Below are 23,351 nucleotides of genomic sequence, written 5' to 3'. Positions count from 1 at the left end.
TGACATTTAAAATAAATAGTTTTAGAAGATATGAGTCTTAATTCAAATTGAAACCCTTGGCTTTTAGGAGAAAAGATGAAACCAAAATGTAATATTAAATCAATTGTAACTATATCGGCAACCGTGTTGCTGGTATTGTTTGTTTCCGGATGTTTGGGCAGTAAGGTTTCAAAAAAAACTGAAGCTGATCAGATATCGATCGATCAGGCGGTATCCAAACAAACAACAGCCATATACCATGATTTTGAAGACGTATTGATCCCCATGGAGCTTTCAGTTGTAAGCGACAAAACAGTTATCATATCAACACCCGGATTTACCTCGGGAATTCTTATACTCAAGGGCCGGGTTGAAAGACAATCTTTGTTTGATTTTTTTAACAATAACATGCAAAAAGATAATTGGAGTATTGTTAGCCAGATCAAATCCCCAGGCACCACCATCATGGTGTTTCAAAAACCCTCAAGAACTTCGGTCATTACCATTCGTGACGAGCAGTTTTATACCTATGTTGAGGTCGGCGTGGCCCCTACTATTACGGGCGAATCCGGTTTTTCTGAATCAGGGCTGGTGGAATAATGATGTTTAAAGACAAGCACATACTGCTGGGGGTTACCGGTGGAATTGCCGCATACAAGGCGGTTGAGCTTTTAAGACTTTTGAAAAAGGCCGGTGCTAATGTAAATGTCATTGTGACAAAAAGCGCACTTAAATTTGTAGGTAAAACAACTTTTGAAGTGTTATCTGAAAACCCGGTTTTATCGGATTTGTATTTTGACACACAATCTTTGGTAAAGCATATTGATCTTGCAACCTGGGCTGATGCTGCAGTCATTGCCCCGGCAACGGCAAATACCATTGCAAAGCTTGCCCATGGTATTGCAGATGATGCATTGTCCACCACCTTGCTTGCGGTCACAGCTCCGGTCATGATCTGCCCGTCAATGAACACTGATATGTATCAAAATATCCGGGTGCAAAGAAATCTTGATATTCTTGAAACAGATGGATGGCATATTATTGATCCTGATTCCGGTGTACTGGCATGCAAAGCTGTGGGTGCCGGAAGGCTGCCGGACCCATGGTTTATTCTTGACAGGCTTGAAGCCATTTTGACCAGAAAGGATTTAAAAGGTAAAAAAATTCTTGTTTCTGCAGGTCCCACAGTTGAACCTATTGATCCGGTCAGGTTTGTCAGCAATCACTCTTCCGGGAAGATGGGGTATGCAATTGCCAGAGCAGCAGAAAAAAGAGGGGGGACGGTGACCTTGGTATCCGGGCCTGTTAATCTTGATGCGCCTGTCGGGATTGAGCGCATTGACGTGGAAACCTGTGAACAGATGGCATCTCAAATGCTTAGCAATCTTGATCAGGCGGATATTATTATAAAGGTTGCAGCAGTGGCAGATTATAAACCAATAGATCCGAAAACCAGCAAAATAAAGAAAAAAGACAACAATAACAAAGACCTTTGTATTTCCATGACGGAAAATCCTGATATTTTAAAACTCATTGGGGAAAAGAAAACAAAAGATCAGTTTGTTGTCGGGTTTGCCGCAGAAACCGATGACCTTGAAAAAAACGCCCTGTTAAAAATCAAAAAAAAGAATCTTGATATGATTGCCGCCAATCTGGTGGGATCATCCGATTCAGGATTCAAGGCAGATACCAACAAGGTAAAACTTTTTTTCAGGGACGGTAGCTTATTTGATATCCCGTTAATGGAAAAAGAAAAGGTGGCCAATATTCTTATTGATCAGGTCATAAAAAAAATGGGATAGACTCAAATGGAGATGAATAATGATTAATAGTGATCATTACACAAAATTGGAAAATATGATGCATTCCTCACCGTTTTCACGACTGGTTGATGCAAAAGTGAGTGTCAAGCAAGGTGAGGCACACATCACCTTGCCTGTAAAAAAGGAGTTCTTCAATGCCGTAGGTGCCATGCACGGTACGCTATCTTTTTTTGCATTAGACAATGCAGCATTTTTTGCAGCCAATTCTTTGGTCGAGGATGTTTTTGTACTGACAACCAGTTTTACAACATACATTACCCGGCCGGTATCAGAGGGTGTTGTAAAATCAATCGGCAAGGTTGTTAATCAGAACCGGTCCCAGTTTATATGTGAGTCGGTTTTGTTCGATTCCAACGACAAAGAGATTGCAAGAGCAACAGGTATTTTTGTTAGAAGCAAAATACCTTTATCAGATAAAATAGGTTATAAATAACAGCCATGGCAGATCACTCTGCCACAACAAGAAATGAAAGAGATTTAATTTCAGCAGGTTAAAAGTACTTTTATATAAAATTAAAAATATTTTTTTGTATAAATAAAGATATTTTTAAGGAGAACCATATGCCACATATAATTGTAAAGCTTTATCCCGGAAGGTCAGAACAGCAAAAAATAAAACTTACCAAGAAAATAGTGCAAAATGTTGTTGAAATTGCGGAATGCAAAGAAGCATCTGTTTCCGTATCCTTTGAAGAAATCGAACCAATTGACTGGGCTGAAAAGGTTTACAAGCCGGATATAATTAATGGCCAGGGAATACTTTATAAAAAACCGGAAGACGATTCTTTTTTTAAAAAAGCGGATAAAAAAGAAGTCATGACAAGTTTAATGGAACATGTCAGAGAAGCAGCAAAACTTGCAGAAAAAGACGATATATCCGGTAATTTTAATGCCATGTCATGGTTAGACCTTGAACTGGAGGATAACCCAGAATCTTTTGACAGTTTTTTTGATACACCCTGGAATGAATTGTCAGATGCTGAAAGGGAAGAAAGATCTGTTGCAATCAGAAGGGTTTTATAAATATAGGGGGGTTGGCGTACATCTGCTATGACAGATCTGTTATTTTTATATGAAAGTCTTCAAAAATTCAAACAGCGACTTTCATGTTTTGTTGTGGGCAAATCAAGGTGAAATACCAAGTCTGCCCGTGGCAGTTATAAAAAAATCCAGTTAAGCAGCTTGTCTGATACCATTATCAGGAATGCTGCTAAAATGGTTATACCGAAATGGTCAATTTTGAAATCTTTAATCATTTTATCCGTGATCCACAAAAGAAATGCATTAATGATAAAAGCAAACAGTCCGAATGTAATAAAAATCACTGGGAATGCTAAAAAGAACAGAATTTTTCCCAGAAGCAAATTAATCAAACTGTAAATTCCTGCAACAAGAACAGCAGTTCCAAAATTTTTTATATGTATTCCGGGCAGCATCTTTGCCACAATAAAAACGGCCAGACTTTTAAATAAGAAACTTAGAATAAGGGTCATCATCGCTCCATTCAATTTGAATTCATGTCAACGCATCTTATTTGAAAAAACACTATACATGAATTTTCATGCCTGGACAAATTATAATACAGGTGCCGAAAAAAAAGCCGATGGGATGGAACATATAGGAGGAAAATGGGTCCGGGTAAAGAAAAAATATTAGATCTTGAAAAGAGAATGGCAGCCCTGGGAATTCAAAAAGAAGATATTGAAGAAAAATTTATCAAGTCCTCGGGCAGGGGAGGGCAAAAGGTTAACAAATCAAATTCTGCCGTATTTTTGAAACATAAAAAAACAAATTTGTCAGTAAAGTGCGGAAAAGCAAGATCCCAACATTTAAACAGATTTTTGGCATTAAGAAAACTGATTGAAAAAATAGAAGCGCATCTGAGCGGAACTTCTGACAAAGAACAAAAAAAGATAGAACGAATAAAAAAACAAAAACAACGAAGAAAACGTAAAACTCAAAAAAAACTTGCTACAAATGAATGATTTCGATATGGGTGTCTGCTATCATGGCAAGGCCTAAATCATCGGCCATATTGATCACCTTATCTAATTTTGAGTTTACAAGCCTTGAATCATTTCCAATAATTGCAAAACCGATTTGTGCCCAGTCATGACTGTCGTTCAAATCGGTTTCAGCAATTGAAATATTAAATTTGTTCTTTATTCGATGAACAATTGATTTAACAATTTTGCGTTTTTCTTTTAAAGAATTTATATGGAATAATCTGAATTTAATTTTGCCTGTACCAACAATCATAGTCAAATTACTTTGTCCACAATAATATTTATTAACTCAGAAGGTTTAATTATTACATCATAATTGAGCTGGGTTTTTATATGAAAAAAAGCTAAAAGGCACCCAGTTGACACGGTTTTATTTTGATGTTTTTTTTCTCACAAGCCGAGCTGACATCAATGCGTTTCATTTTTAATTTTTTTGCAATATTCCAGCATTCCAAACAGGATATTCTGTCGTTTTCAGCTACCTTATCAAGTTGCTCATTCAAGTCAGGAGAAATTTCAATGTTTGGATTAATTTTTTTTTCTCCATCACTAAAACCATATAATCCGAGCTGACACTCGGTAATTTGATATTCTAAAAGATCCGTCTGCACGCCTATTTCAGAAGGCGATACGTTAAGAGCCTTGCCTGCCCGATGGGCAGCAGAACAAGTTAAACAATTGTCATCGGCCAGCGCCTGTATTTTTTCAGCTATGGTTTTATCGATTTTTTTATTTTGATGCTTTGCTGCAAAATGTCCTTTGTCTTCGTGTCCCATAATACCATCCTGTTTGACTCTTGTTATTGGTTGCTATATTTATATATAAACGAATTCTGAGCTATAATAAAGTATATTTATCAGTATTAACAAATGAAATATTTTCAGGCTTTGTTGTATCCTCAAGTTTTCAATAACTGCCACGGGCAGACTTGGTCTTTCAGCTTGGTTTGCCCGCAACAAAGATTAAAAGTCTTTGTTTGGTTTTTTGAAGACTTTTATATAAAAAAAGTGAAACAATAGTTTGAAAAAGCTTGAAAAGGAGTGTTTAAGCTGTCAATCTTAAAACTTGTGTCAAAAATAAACATATAAGTATAATTGAAAAGTATTGTTAAAATGGAATTGATAAAATGTTTTAAGGCTCTGTCTGACAAAACCCGTGTTCGGCTGCTGTATGTGTTGCAAAAATATGAACTCAATGTAAATGAAATTGTTCTGGTTGTGGACATGATACAGTCGGGTGTTTCAAGGCATTTGAAAATCCTTATGGAATCGGGACTCCTGACCTCTCGAAGAGACGGCAGCTTTATTTATTATTCTGCGGCCAAAAATGAAAATATAAAAACCTTTATAAAATTGATTGACCAGAGTCTTGAAAAAGAAAAACTTACAGGTCAGGATGTTAAAAAAGCCCGGGAAATGATTAAAATCCGGCAAAACAAAACAAAGCGGTTCTTCAAAACTGTAGCGCCTCAGTGGGACCAATTGAAAAAAGAAGTGTTGGGTAATTTTGATCTGAACTCCATGATTATGAAAAAAATATCTTTTCATGGCAATATTTCAGACTTAGGCTGTGGGACAGGGGAACTTATTGAAAGTTTGTCGGTTGAAGTGTCACACAACCTTATTGGTATAGACAGTTCTCCTGAAATGTTGGAACTGGCAAGGTTAAGACTTTCAGGGACAGACAATGCCGAGTTGAGACTGGGTGAAATAGAGCATCTTCCAATGAAAAACAAAGAAATTGACACCGCCATAATGAATATGGTGTTACATCACATCTCACAGCCGGAAATATCAATTGCCGAGGTATACAGGGTACTTAAACCTGGAGGAATATTTATCCTGTCCGATTTTGAAAAACATAATCAGGAAAAAATAAAGGATATCATGGGCGGATCATGGCTTGGATTTGAAAAAGAAAAAATAAAAACCTGGTTGACGGATACAGGTTTTCATCTTAAGACAATTGAGTCTTATCCTGTAAATCACGGATTGACGATTAATGTGTTCACGGCAAAAAAACAAACATTCAAGGAGAAACGATGATTATTCCGGTAATACTTGCAGGAGGATCAGGGACAAGGCTTTGGCCGTTATCAAGGGAGCTTTATCCAAAACAGCTGATTAACATATACAATGAACATACCATGCTGCAAAATACGGTATTAAGACTTGAAGGGCTTGAAATGCTTGGATCTCCCATTGTCGTATGTAATGAAGAACACCGGTTTATGACGGCTGAACAGCTCAGAAATATAGAGATTGAACCAAATGCCATTATTCTGGAGCCTGTAGGCAGAAACACGGCACCCGCCATTGCCCTTGCAGCATTAAAGGCTATGGAAAACAGTGATGATCCAATACTTCTGGTATTGCCGGCAGATCATGTAATAGAAAAGATTGCTGATTTTCATGCCGCCATAAAGGCTGGCCTGGAATATGCAAAAAAAGACAATTTGATAACATTCGGAATTATTCCGGATTCTCCTGAAACAGGATATGGATATATCAAAAAAGGAGCGGTGCTGGAAACTGATACCGGTGCCGCTACAATAGAAAAATTTGTTGAAAAACCGGACCTGGATACAGCCCGGAAATATCTGAAATCAGGATCATATTGCTGGAATTCAGGAATGTTCATGTTCAGGGCGTCTGCTATTATAAAGGAACTTGAGGCCCATGCACCGGATATTATGATGCCGTGTAAAGAGGTTATCTCCACGGGAGTTCAGGATCTTGATTTTTTTCGGTTAAGCCTTGACGGGTTTAAAAATATTGAGTCTGAGTCAATTGATTATGCGGTCATGGAGAAAACTTTCAAAGGCATTGTTATTCCCTTTGAAGCGGGGTGGAATGACTTGGGATCATTTGATGCTCTGTGGCAGACGGGTAAAAAAGATGAAGACTTGAATGTCATAAAAGGAGATGTTTTGACCCATGATGTCAAAGAATCTTATATTAAGTCCGAAAGCAGCCTGATTGCAGCGGTTGGCATTGAAAAATTTGTTATTGTGGAAACAAAGGATGCTATTTTGGTTTCTCCGAGAGACCGGGTTCAGGATGTTAAAAAAATTGTTAAACAATTAAAGGATCATAACAGGGAGGAGTCTGTTACTCACCGGAAAGTTTACAGGCCGTGGGGCAGTTATGAAACCATTGACATTGAAGCCAGGTTCCAGGTGAAACGAATTACGGTTAAACCCGGGGCAAAGCTTTCTTTGCAAAAGCATTTTCATCGCGCAGAACACTGGACAGTGGTTTCTGGTTCGGCAATTGTAACCAAAGGAAAAAAACAGATACTTCTCAAAGAAGATGAATCCACATATATCTCTTTGGGAACTGCACATCGCTTGGAAAATCCGGGTAAAATCCCACTGGAACTGATCGAAGTTCAGTCCGGTTCCTACCTGGGAGAGGATGATATTGTCAGATTTGATGATGTTTACGGAAGAAAAGAAAGTTGAGAAAAGACATGATGGCAGCAATGGTGGAATATAAGATTATGGCAACAATATCAACCGGAATAATCACCCCGGTTCAATTTGATCTGCTCCACCTGTGCCGTGGTCATCAATTGGGTAAGGATTTGGTTTAAATCCGTGCTGGAAGTCCCATGTTCTTTAACATCCAGTGCCAGGGCCTTTGTGCTGCTCAATACCTGTTCAAGGAGTCCATGGGTCTGCTTTAAGGTTTTTTCAGGATCTCCAAGCCAGGATGCATATGTTTCAAACAAATCCAAAGAATCTTCCAGTTTTTGAGTCAATTGAGTTTGATCAGGTGAAAAGTCCAATTGTTGTGCTTTGAAACTGCCTTGAATTTCAGGAAGGGTTGTGACCTCTTTTAAGGTGCTTTCCTTACCGTTTTTTTCGAGTTGACTGGTCAAAAGTTCATTGAATAAACCACCCGGTTTTTGGAAAGAATTTTTTTGTACTATCCGGGGGACAACTGAGGATATCTTATTAATGCTTGCTGTTTTGGGATTTATTTCGTTCATAAAGCTGTCCTTTGATGACAAAAAGTATTGCAAATCAAACAAAAATATTTAAAACTATCGTTTTACTGAATATATGTAAACTATAATTGTAATGTCAAGATTAATTACGGAGCTGGTTCATGACTGATTACATCTCGCAAAGTATGAAGGGACAATTTTTACTTGCTATTCCCGGGTTACCTGATCCCAATTTTGCCCAGACCGTGACGTGTATGTGTGAGCATAACGAATCCGGTGCCCTTGGTTTTATTGTTAATAAAGTGCATCCTCTTTTAACCGGAAGGGAATTGTTTGATGATTTGGGTATTAAGTGTGACAAAAGTGTTGATAAGCTTGAAATTTATCTTGGCGGGCCGGTTCAGCCCAGCGGTGTGTTTGTTCTCCATGGACCTCCCTTTGACTGGAATGAAAGTTTGAAAGTTGCAGACTGGCTTGCCTTGAGTAATTCTAGAGATATACTTGAGGCAATTGCAGTTCAAAAAGGTCCTAAATTTTTTATGATCATTCTGGGATGTGCAGGATGGGGACCAATGCAACTTGATAATGAACTACATGATTCAGCCTGGTTGACCTGCCCAATATCAGAAGATATCCTTTTTTCGACCAGTACTGAATTGAAATATGATAAAGCGATGATGATGATATATTAATTTTCTCCTGCCAATATAATGACAAATACGACAACGCGGTTAAATTCCATTGAAAAAATTGTTAATGATATGTTGACAATTCTTCACCTGATCGAAGAACTCCCGCAAATGACCGATACTTCATGTAAGGAGTATCAAACACTTTGCCGGAATATTCCTGAGTATATTCGGGCCGGCTGGCTGAAAATAGCCGTTGTTGGTGTTGTTAAATCGGGGAAAAGCACTTTTGTCAATTCTTTGGTTGGAAAGGAACTGGTGAAAAGAGGAGCAGGCGTTCTCACATCAATTACCACAAGAATTCGAAAAGGGAAAAAAAACCAGGCAAATCTTTATTTTAAATCATGGGATGACATTAATTCTCAACTTCAAAAAGCGTTGATATTATTTCCCGATAACGAATCAGGAAATGATGAATCAGATAATAACGGATTTGGGACAGCCATAAAAGATGACTTTGATATCAGACGAAAAAAAGATCGGATTTATCTGAAAAAAGCATATCAAACTCTTATCAATGATTTTTCAGTTACAAATGATGAGATCATGCCTGAAACCATTTTAATCCGGCATGCGCTTCAAGGATTTGATATGTGTAAGGATCTGGTTCAGGCTGATGAAACCCTTTATTGTTTTGAATCAAAAGAGTTTGACAAGCACAAACCATATACCTCTGATCCTGATAATGCGTTTTATATCAAGGATGTCTGTCTTAATATCTTTGGCAAAATAATTGATCCCAATATTGAAATTGCCGATTGCCAGGGAGCGGATTCAACCGATCCTGCTCAGTTGGCTCAAATTTTAACCTATCTTGAATCATCCAATCTGATTATATATTGCATCAGTTCCAGAACCGGTTTAAGGCAGTCGGACATGACGTTTTTAAAACGAATTAAAAATCTGGGGCTTCTGGATAATATTCTTTTTATCAACAATTGTGACCTGACAGAACATGAGAATCTTGATGATCTGATTAAAATAGAAACCAGTATTTGTGCCAACCTTGAATTTTTAGATATTCAACCCAGAATTTTTTCTTTTTCTTCACTGTATAATCTTTTTCTAAAGCTTGAATCAAAATTAACTAAAAAAGATTTAAGCCGCCTAAAATTATGGCAGGAAGAAAAAAAAATGGTTCAATACTGTGATTTGAAAACCCGGGAATTTGAATCCTTTTTTACACAGAAAATTGATAAAAATAGATTTGAGTTGTTGATTTCAAACCATTTGAAGCGCCTTGGCATTATCATTGATCAATTGGATCAACGAACAAATATTTTTATTAATTTGCTGTCCTCTGACAAATTAAAGGAAAAAGCAGCTTTAGAGACCCTGAAGCATTTATATCAAAATGCATCACGCCTGGAATCCATTGTGGCTAACTCCATACAAGGCGCTGTCAGGGGGTTAAAAGATGAAATAGATTTGAATTTAAAAAAAGCCTTTGTTCAAGATCAACTGGGTATTTTAAAAAAGGCCGGGGAGTACATCAGGACAGCTTCCATTGATGTTGAAAAATACAGGTTAGTGGTAAAGGAATCAGGGTTTAATCAAACTTTATATTTGCTGTTTCAGGATTTTAAACGAAAGTTGGATTTATATGGTATTGAACAGGTTAACCCTCAATTAAAAAAAATTGTTGAGGCACAGGAAAAAAGAATCACCTCTTATTTTCAATCTTTGTTTGATTCATACCAGATTGACCTGTTAAAAGCCGATCATTATTCTGAATTTGAAAACATGTCAAATTTAACAACGCAATACAGTGACTTTATAGATCCTGTTGATATTGATAAAATAAAAAAAATCCTGGGTCTTCAATTGCCCACCGCAATGTTTGAGGCAAAATATACCTCTAAAATCAAGGCAAATGTGTTTGCTGATTTTGGGCTGCAAACTTTGGTGCAAATACTTTCATGCATGTTTGATAGAAAATCAGGATTTTCATTTTCTCCTGGATTGGAAAAAGCAGCTTTAAAAATCAAAAAGAAACATCAAAAACTCATAAAAGATCAATTTGAAGAGTATCATATGAGCCTGCAAACCAACTATTTTATCCCGTTGATTGAAGCAGGCACAAGAGAGTTTAAAGAAAAAATAAATGAACGGTTCAACAGGTATCATTCGTTTAAAGAAGAAATTGAGCATTTCTTTTCTTTAAAACGGTCTGAAAAAAAAGATCAAAAAAAGAAATTATTATTCATAAAACAACAAATTCAAAGGGTTGCCGGGGACATAGCATCCTATTCAAAAATAACATGGAAATAGAATTGGTATGATCGCAAAGCATTGAGTGAAAACGTCTTTCAATTCTTTGCTCCCATAATGAATTTAAAATTTTACGGCTGCATGCTTTTGTCTTGTCCAATAATATTGATCTTGCCAAAAAAACAGATATTTGGTAAAAGTGCGTGTTTATATACTGATTTGATTTCAAATAGGGCTGGTGGTTTAATTCCTCATTAGATTGCCAGCCTAAATAGTATCAATAAACATTTTCCTTTCTGGAGGTTATAATTTATGTCAAATATATTATCCGAGGAAGGACTGTCATTTGATGACGTCCTTTTATTACCTGATTACTCTGCTATCCTGCCCGATGAAGTTCAGACCCGGACACGATTAACCAAAGCACTTGAATTGAATATTCCCATTGTCAGTGCGGCTATGGATACTGTCACAGAAGCATTGACAGCCATCAGCATGGCGCGGGCAGGGGGGCTTGGTTTTATTCATCGAAATCTGAGCATAGAAGAGCAGGCCATTGAAGTTGACCGGGTAAAAAAATCAGAAAGCGGAATGATTGTTGATCCCATTACCATTCATCCGGATGTTCCGATTTCAGAAGTATTGAAGATTATGGCAAAATACAGGATTTCAGGAATTCCTGTGACGGAAGGGGATAAACTTGTAGGTATTGTGACCAACAGGGATTTGAGGTTTGAGACCCGACTGGAAAAGCCTACCAGAGAAGTGATGACCAGTGAAAATCTGGTGACGGTTCCTGAAAAATGTACTCTTGAACAATCCAAGATCATGCTGCACAAGCATAGAATAGAAAAGCTTCTGGTTGTTGATAAAGAAGGCAAGCTCAAAGGCTTGATCACAATAAAAGATATTGAAAAAATCAAGAAATATCCAAATGCCTGCAAAGACTCGCTGGGCAGGCTAAGGGCGGGTGCTGCCATTGGGGTGGGCTCTGACATGATGGAAAGGGTGGAAGCATTGTTAAGGGCAGGAACCGATGCTCTTGTCATTGATACATCTCATGGTCATTCAAAAAATGTGATGGACGCAGTCAAAAAAATCAAACATGCTTTTCCTGATTGCCAGCTTATTGCGGGAAATGTGGCCATGGAAGCCGGTGCAAAAGCCTTGATTGATGCGGGAGTCGATGCGGTTAAAATAGGGATTGGCCCTGGTTCCATTTGTACGACCCGTATTGTTGCCGGGGTTGGTGTGCCTCAGTTGACTGCCATTCAAAATTGTAAAGAGATTTCAAAGACAACCGGAGTTCCCATTATTGCCGACGGAGGGATCAAATTTTCCGGAGATATTGCAAAAGCCCTGGGCGCAGGTGCTGATTCCGTTATGCTGGGAACACTTCTTGCCGGTACACAGGAAAGCCCGGGTGAAATTGTTCTTTATCAGGGGCGGTCCTACAAAGCCTATCGGGGAATGGGATCAGTTGAAGCAATGAAAAAAGGCAGTTCAGACCGTTATTACCAGAAAGATACAGGTGAAGACGATGAACTGGTTCCCGAAGGTATTGTCGGCAGAATTCCTTACAGGGGCACGGTTAAAGAAAATATTACCCAGATGATCGGCGGACTTAAAGCTGGAATGGGATATCTGGGAGCCGCTACTATCAAAGAGCTTCATGAAAAGGCCAAATTTATTAAAATCAGTTCGGCAGGGCTTAAAGAAAGCCATGTGCATGATGTTATTATTACCAAAGAAGCGCCAAATTACAGAATTGAAAGTCACTAATCTCAAATGAGCAACACTACGTCACCATTTTATCACCTTCATCTTCATACCGAGTATTCATTGCTTGATGGTGCCATAAGACTGGACTCCTTATTCAAGAAATGCCATGAATATGGCATGGATGCCGTATCCATGACAGATCATGGCACCATGTTCGGTGTTGCAGAGTTTTATGAAAAGGCCAAAAAGCAATCCATAAAACCCGTGATCGGGTGCGAGGTCTATGTTGCCCCAAGAACCTTGAATGACCGAACCCAGATGGATCATAAGGGATTGAGCCATCTGGTTCTTCTGGCAAAAAACCGGGAAGGATATGCCAATCTTTGCAAACTTGTTTCCATTGCCCAGCTCAAGGGCTTTTATTATAAACCCAGAATTGATAAAGAGCTTCTGGTCAACCATTCCAAAGGCTTGATCGGGCTTTCAGCCTGCCTTAAAGGGGATATTCCCAAGCATATTCTCCAAAACAAGATGGATGAGGCTGATGATGCGGCCAGGTTTTATTTGAACACCTTTGGCGAGGATAATTTTTTTCTGGAAATCCAGGAAAATGGAATGGATATTCAGCATAAGGTAAATCAAGGCATACTTGATATCAGTGACCGGCTGTCCATTCCCATGGTTGCCACCAATGACTGCCACTATCTTTCCAAGGGTGATGATGTTGCCCATGAAATTTTGCTGTGCATACAGACAGGAGATACCCTTAACAATCAGAACCGGTTTAAATTTGATTCAGACCAGCTCTATTTCAAATCTCCTGAGGAGATGATCCAAACATTTGGCAAGTATCCGGGTGCAATTGAAAACACACGCGAAGTCATAGCCAAATGCAATGTTGAGTTTGATGACAAGACCTATCATTTTCCGCGTTATGCCCAGTCTGAAGATGAGTCTGAAGATGACCTTTTCAAGCAAAAAGCCCTGGAAGGGTTTGAAGAAAGGCTCAAACTCATAAAGCAATCCAACCCGGACATTGACGAGCAAATGTACAGGGATAGAATTGATTATGAGATCGGCATTATCCTTGATATGGGATTTCCCGGATATTTTCTTATTGTTGCAGATTTTATAGAACATTCAAAAAAAATCAATGTGCCGGTAGGTCCGGGAAGAGGTTCTGCCGCTGGCTCCATGGTGGCCTATGCCATGGGAATTACAGCCCTGGACCCAATAGAACACGGCCTAATCTTTGAAAGATTCTTAAATCCGTCCCGTATCAGCATGCCGGATATTGATGTGGATTTTTGTATTGAAGGCCGGGACAAGGTTTATAAATATACCATTGACCGGTATGGCGGCCCTGAGTATGTCTGTCAGATTATTACTTTTGGAAGGCTTAAAGCCAAGGCTGTTATCAGGGATGTAGGAAGGGCCATAGGGGTTCTTTTGTCCGAGGTGGATGAAATTGCCAAAATGATTCCTGATAATGCCAAGAACCTTACAAAGGCCATTGAAGAAGTTCCGGCAATCCGGGACAAATGTGCAGAATCTGAAGAAAAAACCAAGATGCTTGAGGTTGCCCTTCTTCTTGAAGGATTGCCAAGGCATGCCTCCACCCATGCGGCAGGTGTTGTGGTTGCCGACAAACCATTGAACGAATATCTCCCATTGTACAAAGGCAAAGAGGGAGAAACCGTGACCCAGTTTGATATGAATTATGTTGAAAAGCTTGGTCTGGTTAAATTTGATTTTTTGGGATTAAGAAACCTTACTGTTATCAAAAATTGTATTGAATTGATTAAAAAGCAAGGGAAAACTCCCCCGGATCTTTTGAATCTTGATTACAATGATGCAAAAACTTTTGAGTTGTTACAGAGTGCTGATACAACAGGCGTGTTCCAGCTTGAAAGTTCAGGTATGAAAGACTTGATTTTACGGCTCAAGCCTGCAAGTTTTTCCGATATTGTCGCCTTGGTTGCCTTGTACCGGCCTGGACCTTTGGACAGTGGCATGGCAGACTCCTATGTTGAACGTAAAAACGGCCGCGAAGAAGTTGTGTATCTGTTTGATGAACTGGAACCGGTATTAAAAGAAACCTATGGGGTGATTCTTTACCAGGAACAGGTCATGAAAATTGCCGGCGTATTGGCAAATTATACCATGGCGGATGCGGACGGGCTTAGAAAAGCCATGGGGAAAAAGATTGTTTCCATGATGGAAGAGCATCGCGAACTTTTCCTGAAAGGGGCAAAAGAAAATAACCATGATCTTCAAAAGGCTGGTGAACTATTTGATTTAATGGAAAAATTCGGCGGCTATGGCTTTAATAAATCCCATAGTGCGGCTTATGCCCTCATTGCCTACCAGACCGCTTATTTAAAGGCTAATTTTGCCATTGAGTTTATTGCTGCGTTAATGACCAGTGAAAGAAGCAATTCCGATGCTGTTATCAAGTATATAGATGAGTGCCGTAGCCATAAAATAAAGGTGCTGCCGCCGGATGTAAATCAGAGTGATGCTCATTTTACCGTATCTGACGGATGTATCCGGTTTGGTCTTGCAGCCGTGAAAAATGTTGGTGAAGCAGCTATTGAATCGATTGTTGAATCAAGAGAAAAAGACGCTGGTTACGAAAGCATTTATGATTTTTGCGAACGGGTTAATGTCGGAAAGGTTAACAAAAAAGTCCTTGAAGCATTGATCAAGTGCGGGGCTTTTGATTTAACCGGTACTCGGCGCAGCCAGATGATGGCAATTCTTGAAGATGCCCTTGATCACGGCTCCAGAATTCAAAAGGAAAAAGCTGATTCACAAATGGATTTGTTTGCAGATTCAAATATGGGGACTGCACTTCCCGTGAGTACGCCAAAGCTTCCGGATATTGAAGAATGGGATGATAATATGCTTTTGTCCCTGGAAAAAGAGTCTTTGGGATTTTATATTACCGGACATCCTCTTGATAAATATGAAGATACGATTCAAAAATATACCACTGTGAACTCAGTTAATATTAATGATGTTGCTGATGGAAAAATGATTCGTATGGGCGGTGCCTTAAAAATCCTTAAGATTCATAAAACCAAAAAAGGGGACATGATGGCATTTTCAGCCATCGAAGACCAGTTCGGAAGCATTGAGGTTGTGGTATTTCCCAATCTTTATGCAAAAAGCCACACTCTTCTGACTGGTGATAATATTGTTATCCTGGAAGCAGAGGTTCAAAAAAATGAAAATATTACAAAGCTTATAGCGGAAAAAATTGTTCCAATTGAGCTGGCCTCTAGCGAATGGACCAATGGCGTATTGATCAATGTTAATGCGCAGGATGCGTCTTCAGATACGCTTGAAAAACTTAAATCAATTATTGAAACATTTCCTGGAGAGTGTACCGCTTGTTTAAAAATAGAAATTGATGATAAGCCGCCGGTACTGGTTAAACTTTCGGATGAATACAATACCTGTTCTGATCCCTCGTTTTTCGGCAGAGTAAGCGACCTGCTGGGCAAGGGTTCCATTGAAACCAGGTGTGCCCCGGTTAAAGAAAAACAAAAGAAAAACAAACCCTGGCTTAATAATAAAAATTGAAAATCAATTGCTCACTGACAGATTGTCAACTATCTGCCGGTTTCCGGCAATTTTGTATACAATATAAAGAACCTTGTCTTTTTCTCTTTGTGTTTTAACAATCCCCGTCAGTGTGACCACATTATTATTTGTGTCAACGTCAATATTTGTTGAACGGATCTCAGGTGTTTTTAAAAGTTCGGTTTTTATTTTGCTTGTCAGAACAGTATCATCAAAAGCCTGACCTGCGCTTGTTCTACCTATAATTAACTGGTTTTCAACCCGTTGAACCCCTTCAACTCCTCTTGCAATGTCTGCCGCCATTCTTTTTTGAGATGAAGATTCAACAACCCCGATCAGGTATACCACCCCTTTTAGTACATCCACATCAATATGCCGGGCTTTTACAAATTCATCTGCAATCATTTTGGATTTAACGGTTGTACAAATCACTGAATCATCCACCATAGTACCTATGGAGCGTTTGTCCGTCACGCCCTTATACCCTCCATATGCAGCACCACCGACGACCGCAGCACCACATCCGGTAAGAATCAGGGCGATTGTCAATACAAAAAATAAAATCAAATTTTGAAAATTCATTGCATACCTCCTTAGTCAAAATCTTTAAAATCAAGGTCTTCAAGATCTGATAAATCCATATCCTTGAGCAAATCATCTTCATCCTGTATGATATTATCGTTAACAATAGAAGGCTTTTTTTCAGTTTTAACAGGAGCTTGTCGAACCTCGATGTCTTTTCTCTTTTGAAAAAACTTATCTTTTAATATAATACCAACAATATAAAGTAAAAATCCAAAACCTGCTATATTAAGAAAAATTATTATTTCAATGATTTTTTTAGGCAGCATATCCTTCAGCTTTGTTTGGTTAATCGTTTGACGCATAAAGCAAATGTGTTTATATATAATCTTTAAAAAGGAAACAAGGTTTTTGATTTTTTTTATATAATAGTCTTAAAAAATTCAAACACAGACTTTTATACTTTGTTGTGGGCAAATCTTAAATGAGATACCAGGTTTGCCCTTGACAGTTATTTGAAAGGAAAGCAAATGAGTTGGCTTGGCAAAATGATCGGGGGAACCATTGGGTTTGCATTGGGTGGTCCTCTGGGTGCTGTGGCAGGGGCTGCATTCGGGCATACGTTTGTGGACAAAAAAGAAAAGGCATATCTTTCATCAAGACCCAATATTCATGGATCAGGTTTTCAAAGACCTGGATCACAACAATATGGATCACAGGACACACTCTCTTCCAATGAAGAGGCTCAGCTTGTTTTTTTTACTGCCGCCTTTTCCATGCTGGCTAAAATCTGTAAAGCAGACGGCGCTGTAACCGAAAATGAAATTTCTGCAATTGACACATTTATGAAACGCGATCTTCAGCTTGATTTCAACAGTCAACAAACCGCCCAGAATATTTTCAGACAGGCGGTTCATTCTTCTGAAAGCTTTGATGCCTTTGCCCTTCAGTTTTATTCGGTCTTCAGATCCCAGCCCCGTATCATCGAGTTGATGATGGATGTATTGCTGAGGGTTTCTGCCGCAGACGGAAGCATTTCCAGCCGGGAAGAAACCATGCTTTTATCAGCCACAAGGATTTTTAATTATTCTGATACAGACTATGCAAGGCTTAAATCAAAATATGTCAAAGAAACCAATAAATATTACAATGTTTTGAAATGTGATGAGAGCGCATCCAATGAAGAGATAAAAAAACAGTATCGAAAGCTTGTTACCGAATACCATCCAGATAAAATTGAATCCAAAGGGCTTCCTGAAGAATTTATAAAATTTGCCAATGACAAGTTTAAGGAAATCCAGGAAGCTTATGACCATATAAAAAAGGAGCGGCGGCTATAGGCATTTTTTCCTATTCTATAATTTTCCCCATAATGTTCATATGTTTATCACATTGTTCAGGGACAAGGTTAATTATTTTTCCTTTGAGTTGATTAGCATGATTTTTGTTTAAAAAAACAGTGAGGTAATTTGACGTTACTGCTTTGAGCAGACCTGTTTTCATATCAGGCTTGTGTTGCACAAGACCTTCGAGCCTCTTGTTCAGATTGGCGTCAATAAAGGCCTTTCGTTTTATTTTATCAAGCTCTCTCATTGCCACACATCGTTTTTTAATGACACCGGCATCAACCTTGTCATCAAAATGATAGGCTGGAGTACCTTTCCTGGCGGAAAATGGAAAAACATGAAGATAGGATATGGGAAGTGCTTCAAGAAGATTATAAGTGTTTTCAAATTGTTTTTGGGTTTCAGAAGGGAATCCGATCAATGTGTCAATCCCAATGCCTGCGTTGGGTATGGTTTCATGAATTTTATGGATGATTTCTTTAAAGAAACCAACATCATAGGGCCTCTTCATTTTTTTTAAAATATCATCATCTCCGGACTGCAGGGGAATATGGAAATGATCACATAAAATATTTCCCTGTCCGGCAAGATTTATAATCCCATCATTGAGTTCTGCAGGTTCAATGGAACTGAGTCTTACCCTGTGAACAGGCCGTTGATCATTGATTTTCTCAAGCAATTGCACAAGCGATGATTTTTTTTCAAGATCAAGGCCGTACATGCCAGTGTGTATTCCTGTAAGGATAACCTCTTTAAATCCCGAACGGTCAAGCTCATTTAAATGTTTAAACACCTCTTTTTCCGGCATGCTCACGGAAGCTCCCCTGGCATGGGGGACAATGCAATAGGTGCAAAATGCATTACACCCATCCTGGATTTTAAGATATGCCCGTGTCATTTCCCCTTTTACTGCATGATCAAACCCGTGAAAAATATTTGCTTTGTTGTGATCTGTTTTTTTAAATGTCAGGGGGGATGCGTTCTCACAAATGTCCGTAATATGCTTTGCAATAAGGGTCTTGTCTTTATGGCAGACAATGTGACCGGTCTTACTCATATGCTCAATTTTGTTTATCTGATCAGGGTCGGTCTGGGCATGACATCCTGTTACAATTACGGTTGCATTTGGATTTTCTCTGATAATTTTACGAATGGCCTGCCTTGACTGCATGCCTGCCTTGGATGTAACAGCGCAGGTATTGATGACGAAAACATCTGCAGCCTGCTTTTTTTTGGCTTTTTGCCAGCCCTGTTTTTCAAGGCTTAACGCAATGCCATCACTTTCATATTGATTGACTTTACAGCCTAATGTTTGGATATAAAATTTTTTCATTGAATAATGCCGGCTCCAAGGACCCTGGCATCCTTATAAAATACGGCTGCCTGTCCGGGAGTAATCGCATTCTGGGGTTCATCAAACACAACTTTTACTGTAGCCCCTTTCAAAGAGAGACTGGACAAGGCGCCTTTGTGGCTATATCTGATTTTAGTCATAATGTTGGCCATCATATCAGTTGTAATATTGGAGATATTTTTTTGATCTGAAACATTCCAGTTTATCTGGTCAACAATCATTTTTTTTTCAGACAGATCTTCTTTAAAACAGACCTCGAGAATATTATTTTTAACATCAATCTTTTTGACATAATAGGGTTCTTTTGCAGGGCAGTCTATGCCGCGTCTTTGTCCTATGGTAAATTTATGCAGTCCCTTGTGACGGCCCACTATTTTTCCGTGGTGGTTTATAATATTGCCGGGTTTGGGATGATGACCGGTTTTATCAGTTATAAAACCGGAAAAATCGTTGTCATGAATAAAACAGATATCCTGGCTTTCACTGGGGTGAATGGGGATCAGATGCTTTGAGTCGGCAAATTGTTTAACCTCTTTTTTTGTCATTCCTGCCAATGGAAAAATAATTTTTTCAAGTTGGCTTGCAGATAAAAGGGAAAGAAAATAACTTTGGTCTTTTAACGAATCCATCCCTTTTTTAAGATAACAATGACAAATCGTTTTATCTGGAAAACAGATGGGGTTGATTATGGTGGCATAGTGTCCTGTGGCCAGAAAATCCGCTCCCATATTTTGGGCGTGCTTAAGCAGTTCCCCGAATTTTATTTCTTTGTTGCAGATAATGCAGGGATTTGGCGTTTTGCCCTCAAGATATGTCCGGATAAAATAATCAACAACTTTTTTTTCAAACGCATCTGAAAGATCAATGCAGGTCACTGGAAACCCAAGCTGTTTTTCAAGCCGTGCCATATCTGCCAAGTCTTTTTCATATCCGGTTGTAAAATGAATGCCGAAAACATGCTTGTATTTTTGTTTTAAAAGATAGCCGGAAACAAGAGAATCAATCCCGCCGCTTACAGCAATTGCAATAACAGGATGCTTCATCAGACAAGTGCTTGGGTTTCTTCAGAGAAAAGTCCCATTGCCCGTGTTGGGCAGGTTACAATACAAAGCTCGCATACGCTGCATTTTTCTTTATCAAAAATAACTTCCATCTCAGGTCGTTTGATATAAAGAGCGTCAGTCGGGCAGACTGCTGTGCAAGCCCCGCAATGGGTACAGATTTCCTCGTTTTTATAAATTTGATGTTCCGGGCTGGAAATTGAGACTCCCTGATCTTTAAGGAATTTCACCCCTTTGTTGAACGCAGCTTTGGACTCTGATGAAATCTGCATAACCATGTATCCCTCTTTTTTATTGGATATCTGGGCACGCAAAATATTAAACAAAAGGTCATATTTTTTTGTTAACTGGCATACTATCGCTTTTTGAGTAACCTCTGCAGGGAAATTCAGTATGATTATCTTTGAATACAATTTAAACCTCCGATTTTTAACCGATACAAATAATTCTCTTTGACAAAACCTTCATACTAAGTATTATTTTTATCAGGTCAAGATTTATTTGAGCTTGATCACAATGTCGGGCATTTGGGAGGGGCATTGGCCCCATGTTGTGTGCATGCCCATTTGTTTTAGTATCGCTTAAATCTTTTATATGAAAGTCTTTAAAAATTCACGCACAGACTTTCAACCTTTTTTTATGGGCAAACCCGGGTGACCAGATTGTAGTATAAAATGGCCAAGTCTGCCCATGGCAGTTATATAATAATTTAAACAGATAAACAATGTTGTTTTAAAGGTGATAATCCATGAATAAATTTGCATTTGCATTATCCGGCTACACTTTTAAAACGGTTTCCGGATTTTCAAAATCACAGATTAAAATTTTTGGAGAACATCATATCCCGAATGGTTCCGTTATCTTTACAGCCAACCATTTTACAAGGATAGAAACTGTTTTTTTGCCCTATCATATTCATAATATCACCAAAAAAGAGGTCTGGTCCCTTGCCAGTGAAGAATTATTCAATGTACCAATTTTACAAGGTGTTTTAGATAAATTAGGGGCGGTATCAACCAAAGATCCGAACAGGGATGATCTTATTTTAAAAACATTGTTTTCCGGAAACGTGCAATGGGTCATATTTCCCGAAGGCATGATGGTAAAAAACAAAAAACTGATCAGAAAAAATCGGTTTGCATTGATTGATGATGCGTCCGTAAGCCGACCACACACTGGTGCCGCCATAACAGCTTTGCGATGTGAATTTTACCGGGAGCGCCTCAGAAGGATGAAAGACATGGGGGTGACTGAATTTGACCGGCTGATTCATGAATTTGAAATCAAAAACATCGACAAGGTTCTCTCCGGGCAAACCTATATTGTTCCGGTTAACATTACATATTATCCAGCAAGCCCAAAGGAAAATATTTTAAGTAAAATTGCCCAGATTATAATGAAAGCCCCCTCAAAAAGGGTGATGGAGGAATTGATGACAGAAGGCAGCATGCTGTTTTCCGATGTGAGTATCAATATTCGATTCGGAGAACCAATTAAGGTAAAAGGGTATTTAAATGATCCCTATATTGAAAGCATGCTTACAGTCAAACGCAAAGTTAAATTCGATGATGATATCATTTCAAAACAGCTTACAAGAAAATTTTCCAACATCATCATGGAAGAATATATGTCGGCCGTATACGCCATGACATGCTTGAATTATGACCATGTTCTGGCATGCATCTTGAAACATTTTCCTTATAGAAAACAGGGTATTGATATCTATGAATTTAAATGCAAGGTGTATATTGCTATTTGCCGACTGGTTTCGGATAAAACATATTTTGTATCTGAGGAATTTTATAAGAACCAGATTCATCTTTTAATTGACGACAGGTTCAACCGATTTGTAAATTTTTTAACTATTGCTGAAAATACAGGAGTTATCAACCTAAAAAACAACAAAATTTTTAAAGATCAGACCAAATTTTTGACCAGGTCAAATTTTCATAACATACGGATTGAAAATCCCATTCTTGTCATGGTCAATGAGGTTGAACCCCTTAAAGAGGTTGAGGCGGTTTTAAAAAAAATTGCTCAGACCTCTTATGATGAAATCATCAGCCGTGTAAAAGATAAGATTATTGAAAAGACTGCAAATGATTTTTCCCGGGATTATAATGACCATTATATTGTAGGGGAGTCTAAAAGAAAAAAAATAGGAAGCCCCATATTTTTAAAGCATGAAAGTGAAATCGCAGGGGTTCTGCTTATTCATGGATATATGGCAGCTCCTGAAGAGATGAAACCCTTTGCAAACTATCTGTATGAAAATTCTTTTACGGTTTATGTACCCAGGCTAAAAGGGCATGGTACAGCGCCTGAAGATCTTGCCCAAACAACTTATGAACAATGGATAGAATCGGTGGAAGAGGCATTTATCATTTTAAGGCATTCTTGTGAAAAAATAATTGTCGGCGGTTTTTCAACCGGTGCCGGACTTGCTCTGGAATTGTCCGCAAGGGTAGAGGATATTGTTGCGGTATTTGCCGTTGCACCGCCTATGAGACTTCAGGATTTAGGATCATATTTTGTCCCTGCTATTGATGCATGGAATGCCATGATAAAAAAGATTCATCTGAACACCATTGCAAAAGAGTTTATTGAAAATCATCCTGAGAATTCCCATATCAACTATCAAAGAAATCCTGTCTCGGGTATCCATCAGCTTGAAAAACTCATGGAATATCTTGAGCCGAAATTAAAAACCATCACAAAGCCGACATTGGTGATCCAATCCAGAAAAGATCCTGTTGTAAATCCAAAGGGAACCCTTAAATTATTTGAACAATTGGGATCTGATAATAAAGAATATTATATCTTTGATTATGATAGGCACGGGATCTTAACAGGTGATGACGTTCAAAGAATTTATAAGGCTATTGAACAATTTATTGAACAATTTATTGAATAATGGAGGAAATGAAGATTTTTATTGAAGTTGATGTGGTTATTATGGTGGGTATCAGGCTTGCATTATTGTATGCTTTTATCTGTTTGGTGATATTTTTTGATAAAAATTACAATAAAACAAGCCTGATTTAATTCTCTAAATCCGGATCTGCTAAGTCCAAGTTTGTTGTGGCAGCTTAATCTGGC

General features: G+C 38.5%; 23 protein-coding genes. 14 read left to right on the top strand and 9 right to left on the bottom strand.

Annotated elements, in window-relative coordinates; genetic code table 11:
• Positions 1-75: 75 nt before the first annotated feature.
• The 4 genes from TOL2_RS11465 (at position 76) to TOL2_RS11450 (ending at position 2,825) form a co-directional block, all read left to right on the top strand.
• Positions 76-579, top strand: a complete 504-nt coding sequence (locus tag TOL2_RS11465; RefSeq protein WP_014957603.1) for a hypothetical protein — start codon at positions 76-78, stop codon at positions 577-579.
• Entirely contained in the window at positions 579-1,781 is a 1,203-nt protein-coding gene (coaBC, locus tag TOL2_RS11460; RefSeq protein WP_041279451.1) for a bifunctional phosphopantothenoylcysteine decarboxylase/phosphopantothenate--cysteine ligase CoaBC, read from the top strand. The genes TOL2_RS11465 and coaBC overlap by 1 nt, the downstream gene beginning before the upstream one ends.
• Before the next feature lie 19 nt (positions 1,782-1,800).
• On the top strand, positions 1,801-2,235 hold the full coding sequence (locus TOL2_RS11455) for a PaaI family thioesterase (RefSeq protein WP_014957601.1): 435 nt from the start codon (positions 1,801-1,803) through the stop codon (positions 2,233-2,235).
• 128 nt (positions 2,236-2,363) lie between these two features.
• Positions 2,364-2,825 carry a tautomerase family protein gene (locus TOL2_RS11450; protein ID WP_014957600.1) on the top strand — a complete coding sequence of 154 codons (462 nt, stop codon included), beginning with the start codon at positions 2,364-2,366 and terminating at the stop codon, positions 2,823-2,825.
• 134 nt (positions 2,826-2,959) lie between these two features.
• Here the strand turns inward: TOL2_RS11450 and TOL2_RS11445 are convergent, their stop codons facing one another.
• A complete protein-coding gene (locus TOL2_RS11445; RefSeq protein ID WP_232508129.1) occupies positions 2,960-3,298 on the bottom strand; it encodes a phage holin family protein in 339 nt (112 codons plus the stop codon).
• A gap of 132 nt (positions 3,299-3,430) precedes the next feature.
• Between TOL2_RS11445 and TOL2_RS11440 the strand changes: the two genes are divergently transcribed.
• Positions 3,431-3,787 carry a peptide chain release factor family protein gene (locus TOL2_RS11440; protein WP_014957598.1) on the top strand — a complete coding sequence of 119 codons (357 nt, stop codon included), beginning with the start codon at positions 3,431-3,433 and terminating at the stop codon, positions 3,785-3,787.
• Here TOL2_RS11440 and TOL2_RS11435 read toward each other — a convergent pair.
• Both TOL2_RS11435 and TOL2_RS11430 read right to left on the bottom strand, forming a co-directional pair.
• A complete protein-coding gene (locus TOL2_RS11435) occupies positions 3,774-4,061 on the bottom strand; it encodes a DUF503 domain-containing protein (RefSeq protein ID WP_041279449.1) in 288 nt (95 codons plus the stop codon). The genes TOL2_RS11440 and TOL2_RS11435 overlap by 14 nt on opposite strands.
• A gap of 91 nt (positions 4,062-4,152) precedes the next feature.
• On the bottom strand, positions 4,153-4,584 hold the full coding sequence (locus TOL2_RS11430) for a hypothetical protein (RefSeq protein WP_014957597.1): 432 nt from the start codon (positions 4,582-4,584) through the stop codon (positions 4,153-4,155).
• Positions 4,585-4,920: 336 nt separating this feature from the next.
• Here TOL2_RS11430 and TOL2_RS11425 point away from each other — a divergent pair, with 336 nt between their 5' ends.
• Positions 4,921-5,853: an ArsR/SmtB family transcription factor gene (locus TOL2_RS11425; protein ID WP_014957596.1), complete on the top strand. Its 933-nt coding sequence runs from the start codon at positions 4,921-4,923 to the stop codon at positions 5,851-5,853.
• Positions 5,850-7,271: a mannose-1-phosphate guanylyltransferase/mannose-6-phosphate isomerase gene (locus tag TOL2_RS11420; RefSeq protein ID WP_014957595.1), complete on the top strand. Its 1,422-nt coding sequence runs from the start codon at positions 5,850-5,852 to the stop codon at positions 7,269-7,271. The genes TOL2_RS11425 and TOL2_RS11420 overlap by 4 nt, the downstream gene beginning before the upstream one ends.
• Positions 7,272-7,321: 50 nt before the next feature.
• On the opposite strand, the gene TOL2_RS11415 is transcribed toward TOL2_RS11420, so the two are convergent.
• On the bottom strand, positions 7,322-7,801 hold the full coding sequence (locus TOL2_RS11415; RefSeq protein ID WP_014957594.1) for a hypothetical protein: 480 nt from the start codon (positions 7,799-7,801) through the stop codon (positions 7,322-7,324).
• Positions 7,802-7,920: 119 nt separating this feature from the next.
• On the opposite strand from TOL2_RS11415, the gene TOL2_RS11410 reads away from it, so the two are divergent.
• From TOL2_RS11410 to dnaE, 4 genes are all read left to right on the top strand, one after another.
• The gene (locus TOL2_RS11410; protein WP_014957593.1) at positions 7,921-8,451 is read left to right on the top strand and encodes a YqgE/AlgH family protein; all 531 of its coding nucleotides are present in this window, start codon (positions 7,921-7,923) and stop codon (positions 8,449-8,451) included.
• A gap of 18 nt (positions 8,452-8,469) precedes the next feature.
• Positions 8,470-10,719 (top strand): dynamin family protein, encoded by a 2,250-nt coding sequence (locus tag TOL2_RS11405; RefSeq protein ID WP_014957592.1) that lies wholly within the window; start codon positions 8,470-8,472, stop codon positions 10,717-10,719.
• A gap of 252 nt (positions 10,720-10,971) precedes the next feature.
• Positions 10,972-12,441 (top strand): IMP dehydrogenase, encoded by a 1,470-nt coding sequence (guaB, locus tag TOL2_RS11400; RefSeq protein WP_014957591.1) that lies wholly within the window; start codon positions 10,972-10,974, stop codon positions 12,439-12,441.
• A gap of 6 nt (positions 12,442-12,447) precedes the next feature.
• Positions 12,448-15,969, top strand: a complete 3,522-nt coding sequence (gene dnaE / locus TOL2_RS11395) for a DNA polymerase III subunit alpha (RefSeq protein WP_014957590.1) — start codon at positions 12,448-12,450, stop codon at positions 15,967-15,969.
• 3 nt (positions 15,970-15,972) lie between these two features.
• Here dnaE and TOL2_RS11390 read toward each other — a convergent pair whose 3' ends face one another.
• Together TOL2_RS11390 and TOL2_RS11385 are read right to left on the bottom strand one after the other, a co-directional pair.
• Positions 15,973-16,551 (bottom strand): BON domain-containing protein, encoded by a 579-nt coding sequence (locus TOL2_RS11390; RefSeq protein WP_014957589.1) that lies wholly within the window; start codon positions 16,549-16,551, stop codon positions 15,973-15,975.
• Positions 16,552-16,562: 11 nt separating this feature from the next.
• On the bottom strand, positions 16,563-16,820 hold the full coding sequence (locus TOL2_RS11385) for a hypothetical protein (protein ID WP_014957588.1): 258 nt from the start codon (positions 16,818-16,820) through the stop codon (positions 16,563-16,565).
• A 201-nt stretch (positions 16,821-17,021) separates the two neighbouring features.
• Here TOL2_RS11385 and TOL2_RS11380 point away from each other — a divergent pair, with 201 nt between their 5' ends.
• Entirely contained in the window at positions 17,022-17,831 is an 810-nt protein-coding gene (locus TOL2_RS11380) for a TerB family tellurite resistance protein (protein ID WP_014957587.1), read from the top strand.
• A 10-nt stretch (positions 17,832-17,841) separates the two neighbouring features.
• Here the strand turns inward: TOL2_RS11380 and mtaB are convergent, their stop codons facing one another.
• The 3 genes from mtaB to TOL2_RS11365 are packed head-to-tail and all read right to left on the bottom strand — an operon-like array spanning position 17,842 to position 20,665.
• Positions 17,842-19,170, bottom strand: a complete 1,329-nt coding sequence (mtaB, locus tag TOL2_RS11375) for a tRNA (N(6)-L-threonylcarbamoyladenosine(37)-C(2))-methylthiotransferase MtaB (RefSeq protein ID WP_014957586.1) — start codon at positions 19,168-19,170, stop codon at positions 17,842-17,844.
• Positions 19,167-20,234, bottom strand: coding sequence for a tRNA 2-thiouridine(34) synthase MnmA (gene mnmA, locus TOL2_RS11370; RefSeq protein ID WP_014957585.1), 1,068 nt, complete (start codon positions 20,232-20,234; stop codon positions 19,167-19,169). Before mnmA ends, mtaB begins: the two co-directional genes overlap by 4 nt.
• Positions 20,234-20,665, bottom strand: coding sequence for a 4Fe-4S dicluster domain-containing protein (locus TOL2_RS11365; RefSeq protein ID WP_014957584.1), 432 nt, complete (start codon positions 20,663-20,665; stop codon positions 20,234-20,236). Before TOL2_RS11365 ends, mnmA begins: the two co-directional genes overlap by 1 nt.
• Positions 20,666-21,000: 335 nt before the next feature.
• Here TOL2_RS11365 and TOL2_RS11360 point away from each other — a divergent pair, with 335 nt between their 5' ends.
• Positions 21,001-23,166: an alpha/beta fold hydrolase gene (locus TOL2_RS11360; RefSeq protein ID WP_014957583.1), complete on the top strand. Its 2,166-nt coding sequence runs from the start codon at positions 21,001-21,003 to the stop codon at positions 23,164-23,166.
• An 8-nt stretch (positions 23,167-23,174) separates the two neighbouring features.
• Complete coding sequence (locus TOL2_RS25775; RefSeq protein WP_269764196.1) at positions 23,175-23,297, top strand: hypothetical protein; 123 nt, start codon at positions 23,175-23,177, stop codon at positions 23,295-23,297.
• Positions 23,298-23,351: the final 54 nt, after the last annotated feature.

Origin of the sequence: Desulfobacula toluolica Tol2 (assembly GCF_000307105.1) — a bacterium.
GTDB classification, from domain to species: Bacteria; Desulfobacterota; Desulfobacteria; order Desulfobacterales; family Desulfobacteraceae; genus Desulfobacula; species Desulfobacula toluolica.
Note: the sequence above shows the minus strand (reverse complement) of the source record. Positions and strands in the feature narration are given on the sequence as shown.

What these genes read in the sequence shown, in the direction of transcription:
- TOL2_RS11465 (WP_014957603.1), top strand. Translation starts at nt 76, where the DNA reads ATGAAACCAAAATGTAATATTAAATCAATTGTAACTATATCGGCAACC.
- coaBC (WP_041279451.1), top strand. Translation starts at nt 579, where the DNA reads ATGATGTTTAAAGACAAGCACATACTGCTGGGGGTTACCGGTGGAATT.
- TOL2_RS11455 (WP_014957601.1), top strand. Translation starts at nt 1,801, where the DNA reads ATGATTAATAGTGATCATTACACAAAATTGGAAAATATGATGCATTCC.
- TOL2_RS11450 (WP_014957600.1), top strand. Translation starts at nt 2,364, where the DNA reads ATGCCACATATAATTGTAAAGCTTTATCCCGGAAGGTCAGAACAGCAA.
- TOL2_RS11445 (WP_232508129.1), bottom strand. Translation starts at nt 3,298, where the DNA reads ATGATGACCCTTATTCTAAGTTTCTTATTTAAAAGTCTGGCCGTTTTT.
- TOL2_RS11440 (WP_014957598.1), top strand. Translation starts at nt 3,431, where the DNA reads ATGGGTCCGGGTAAAGAAAAAATATTAGATCTTGAAAAGAGAATGGCA.
- TOL2_RS11435 (WP_041279449.1), bottom strand. Translation starts at nt 4,061, where the DNA reads ATGATTGTTGGTACAGGCAAAATTAAATTCAGATTATTCCATATAAAT.
- TOL2_RS11430 (WP_014957597.1), bottom strand. Translation starts at nt 4,584, where the DNA reads ATGGGACACGAAGACAAAGGACATTTTGCAGCAAAGCATCAAAATAAA.
- TOL2_RS11425 (WP_014957596.1), top strand. Translation starts at nt 4,921, where the DNA reads ATGGAATTGATAAAATGTTTTAAGGCTCTGTCTGACAAAACCCGTGTT.
- TOL2_RS11420 (WP_014957595.1), top strand. Translation starts at nt 5,850, where the DNA reads ATGATTATTCCGGTAATACTTGCAGGAGGATCAGGGACAAGGCTTTGG.
- TOL2_RS11415 (WP_014957594.1), bottom strand. Translation starts at nt 7,801, where the DNA reads ATGAACGAAATAAATCCCAAAACAGCAAGCATTAATAAGATATCCTCA.
- TOL2_RS11410 (WP_014957593.1), top strand. Translation starts at nt 7,921, where the DNA reads ATGACTGATTACATCTCGCAAAGTATGAAGGGACAATTTTTACTTGCT.
- TOL2_RS11405 (WP_014957592.1), top strand. Translation starts at nt 8,470, where the DNA reads ATGACAAATACGACAACGCGGTTAAATTCCATTGAAAAAATTGTTAAT.
- guaB (WP_014957591.1), top strand. Translation starts at nt 10,972, where the DNA reads ATGTCAAATATATTATCCGAGGAAGGACTGTCATTTGATGACGTCCTT.
- dnaE (WP_014957590.1), top strand. Translation starts at nt 12,448, where the DNA reads ATGAGCAACACTACGTCACCATTTTATCACCTTCATCTTCATACCGAG.
- TOL2_RS11390 (WP_014957589.1), bottom strand. Translation starts at nt 16,551, where the DNA reads ATGAATTTTCAAAATTTGATTTTATTTTTTGTATTGACAATCGCCCTG.
- TOL2_RS11385 (WP_014957588.1), bottom strand. Translation starts at nt 16,820, where the DNA reads ATGCTGCCTAAAAAAATCATTGAAATAATAATTTTTCTTAATATAGCA.
- TOL2_RS11380 (WP_014957587.1), top strand. Translation starts at nt 17,022, where the DNA reads ATGAGTTGGCTTGGCAAAATGATCGGGGGAACCATTGGGTTTGCATTG.
- mtaB (WP_014957586.1), bottom strand. Translation starts at nt 19,170, where the DNA reads ATGAAAAAATTTTATATCCAAACATTAGGCTGTAAAGTCAATCAATAT.
- mnmA (WP_014957585.1), bottom strand. Translation starts at nt 20,234, where the DNA reads ATGAAGCATCCTGTTATTGCAATTGCTGTAAGCGGCGGGATTGATTCT.
- TOL2_RS11360 (WP_014957583.1), top strand. Translation starts at nt 21,001, where the DNA reads ATGAATAAATTTGCATTTGCATTATCCGGCTACACTTTTAAAACGGTT.
- TOL2_RS25775 (WP_269764196.1), top strand. Translation starts at nt 23,175, where the DNA reads ATGAAGATTTTTATTGAAGTTGATGTGGTTATTATGGTGGGTATCAGG.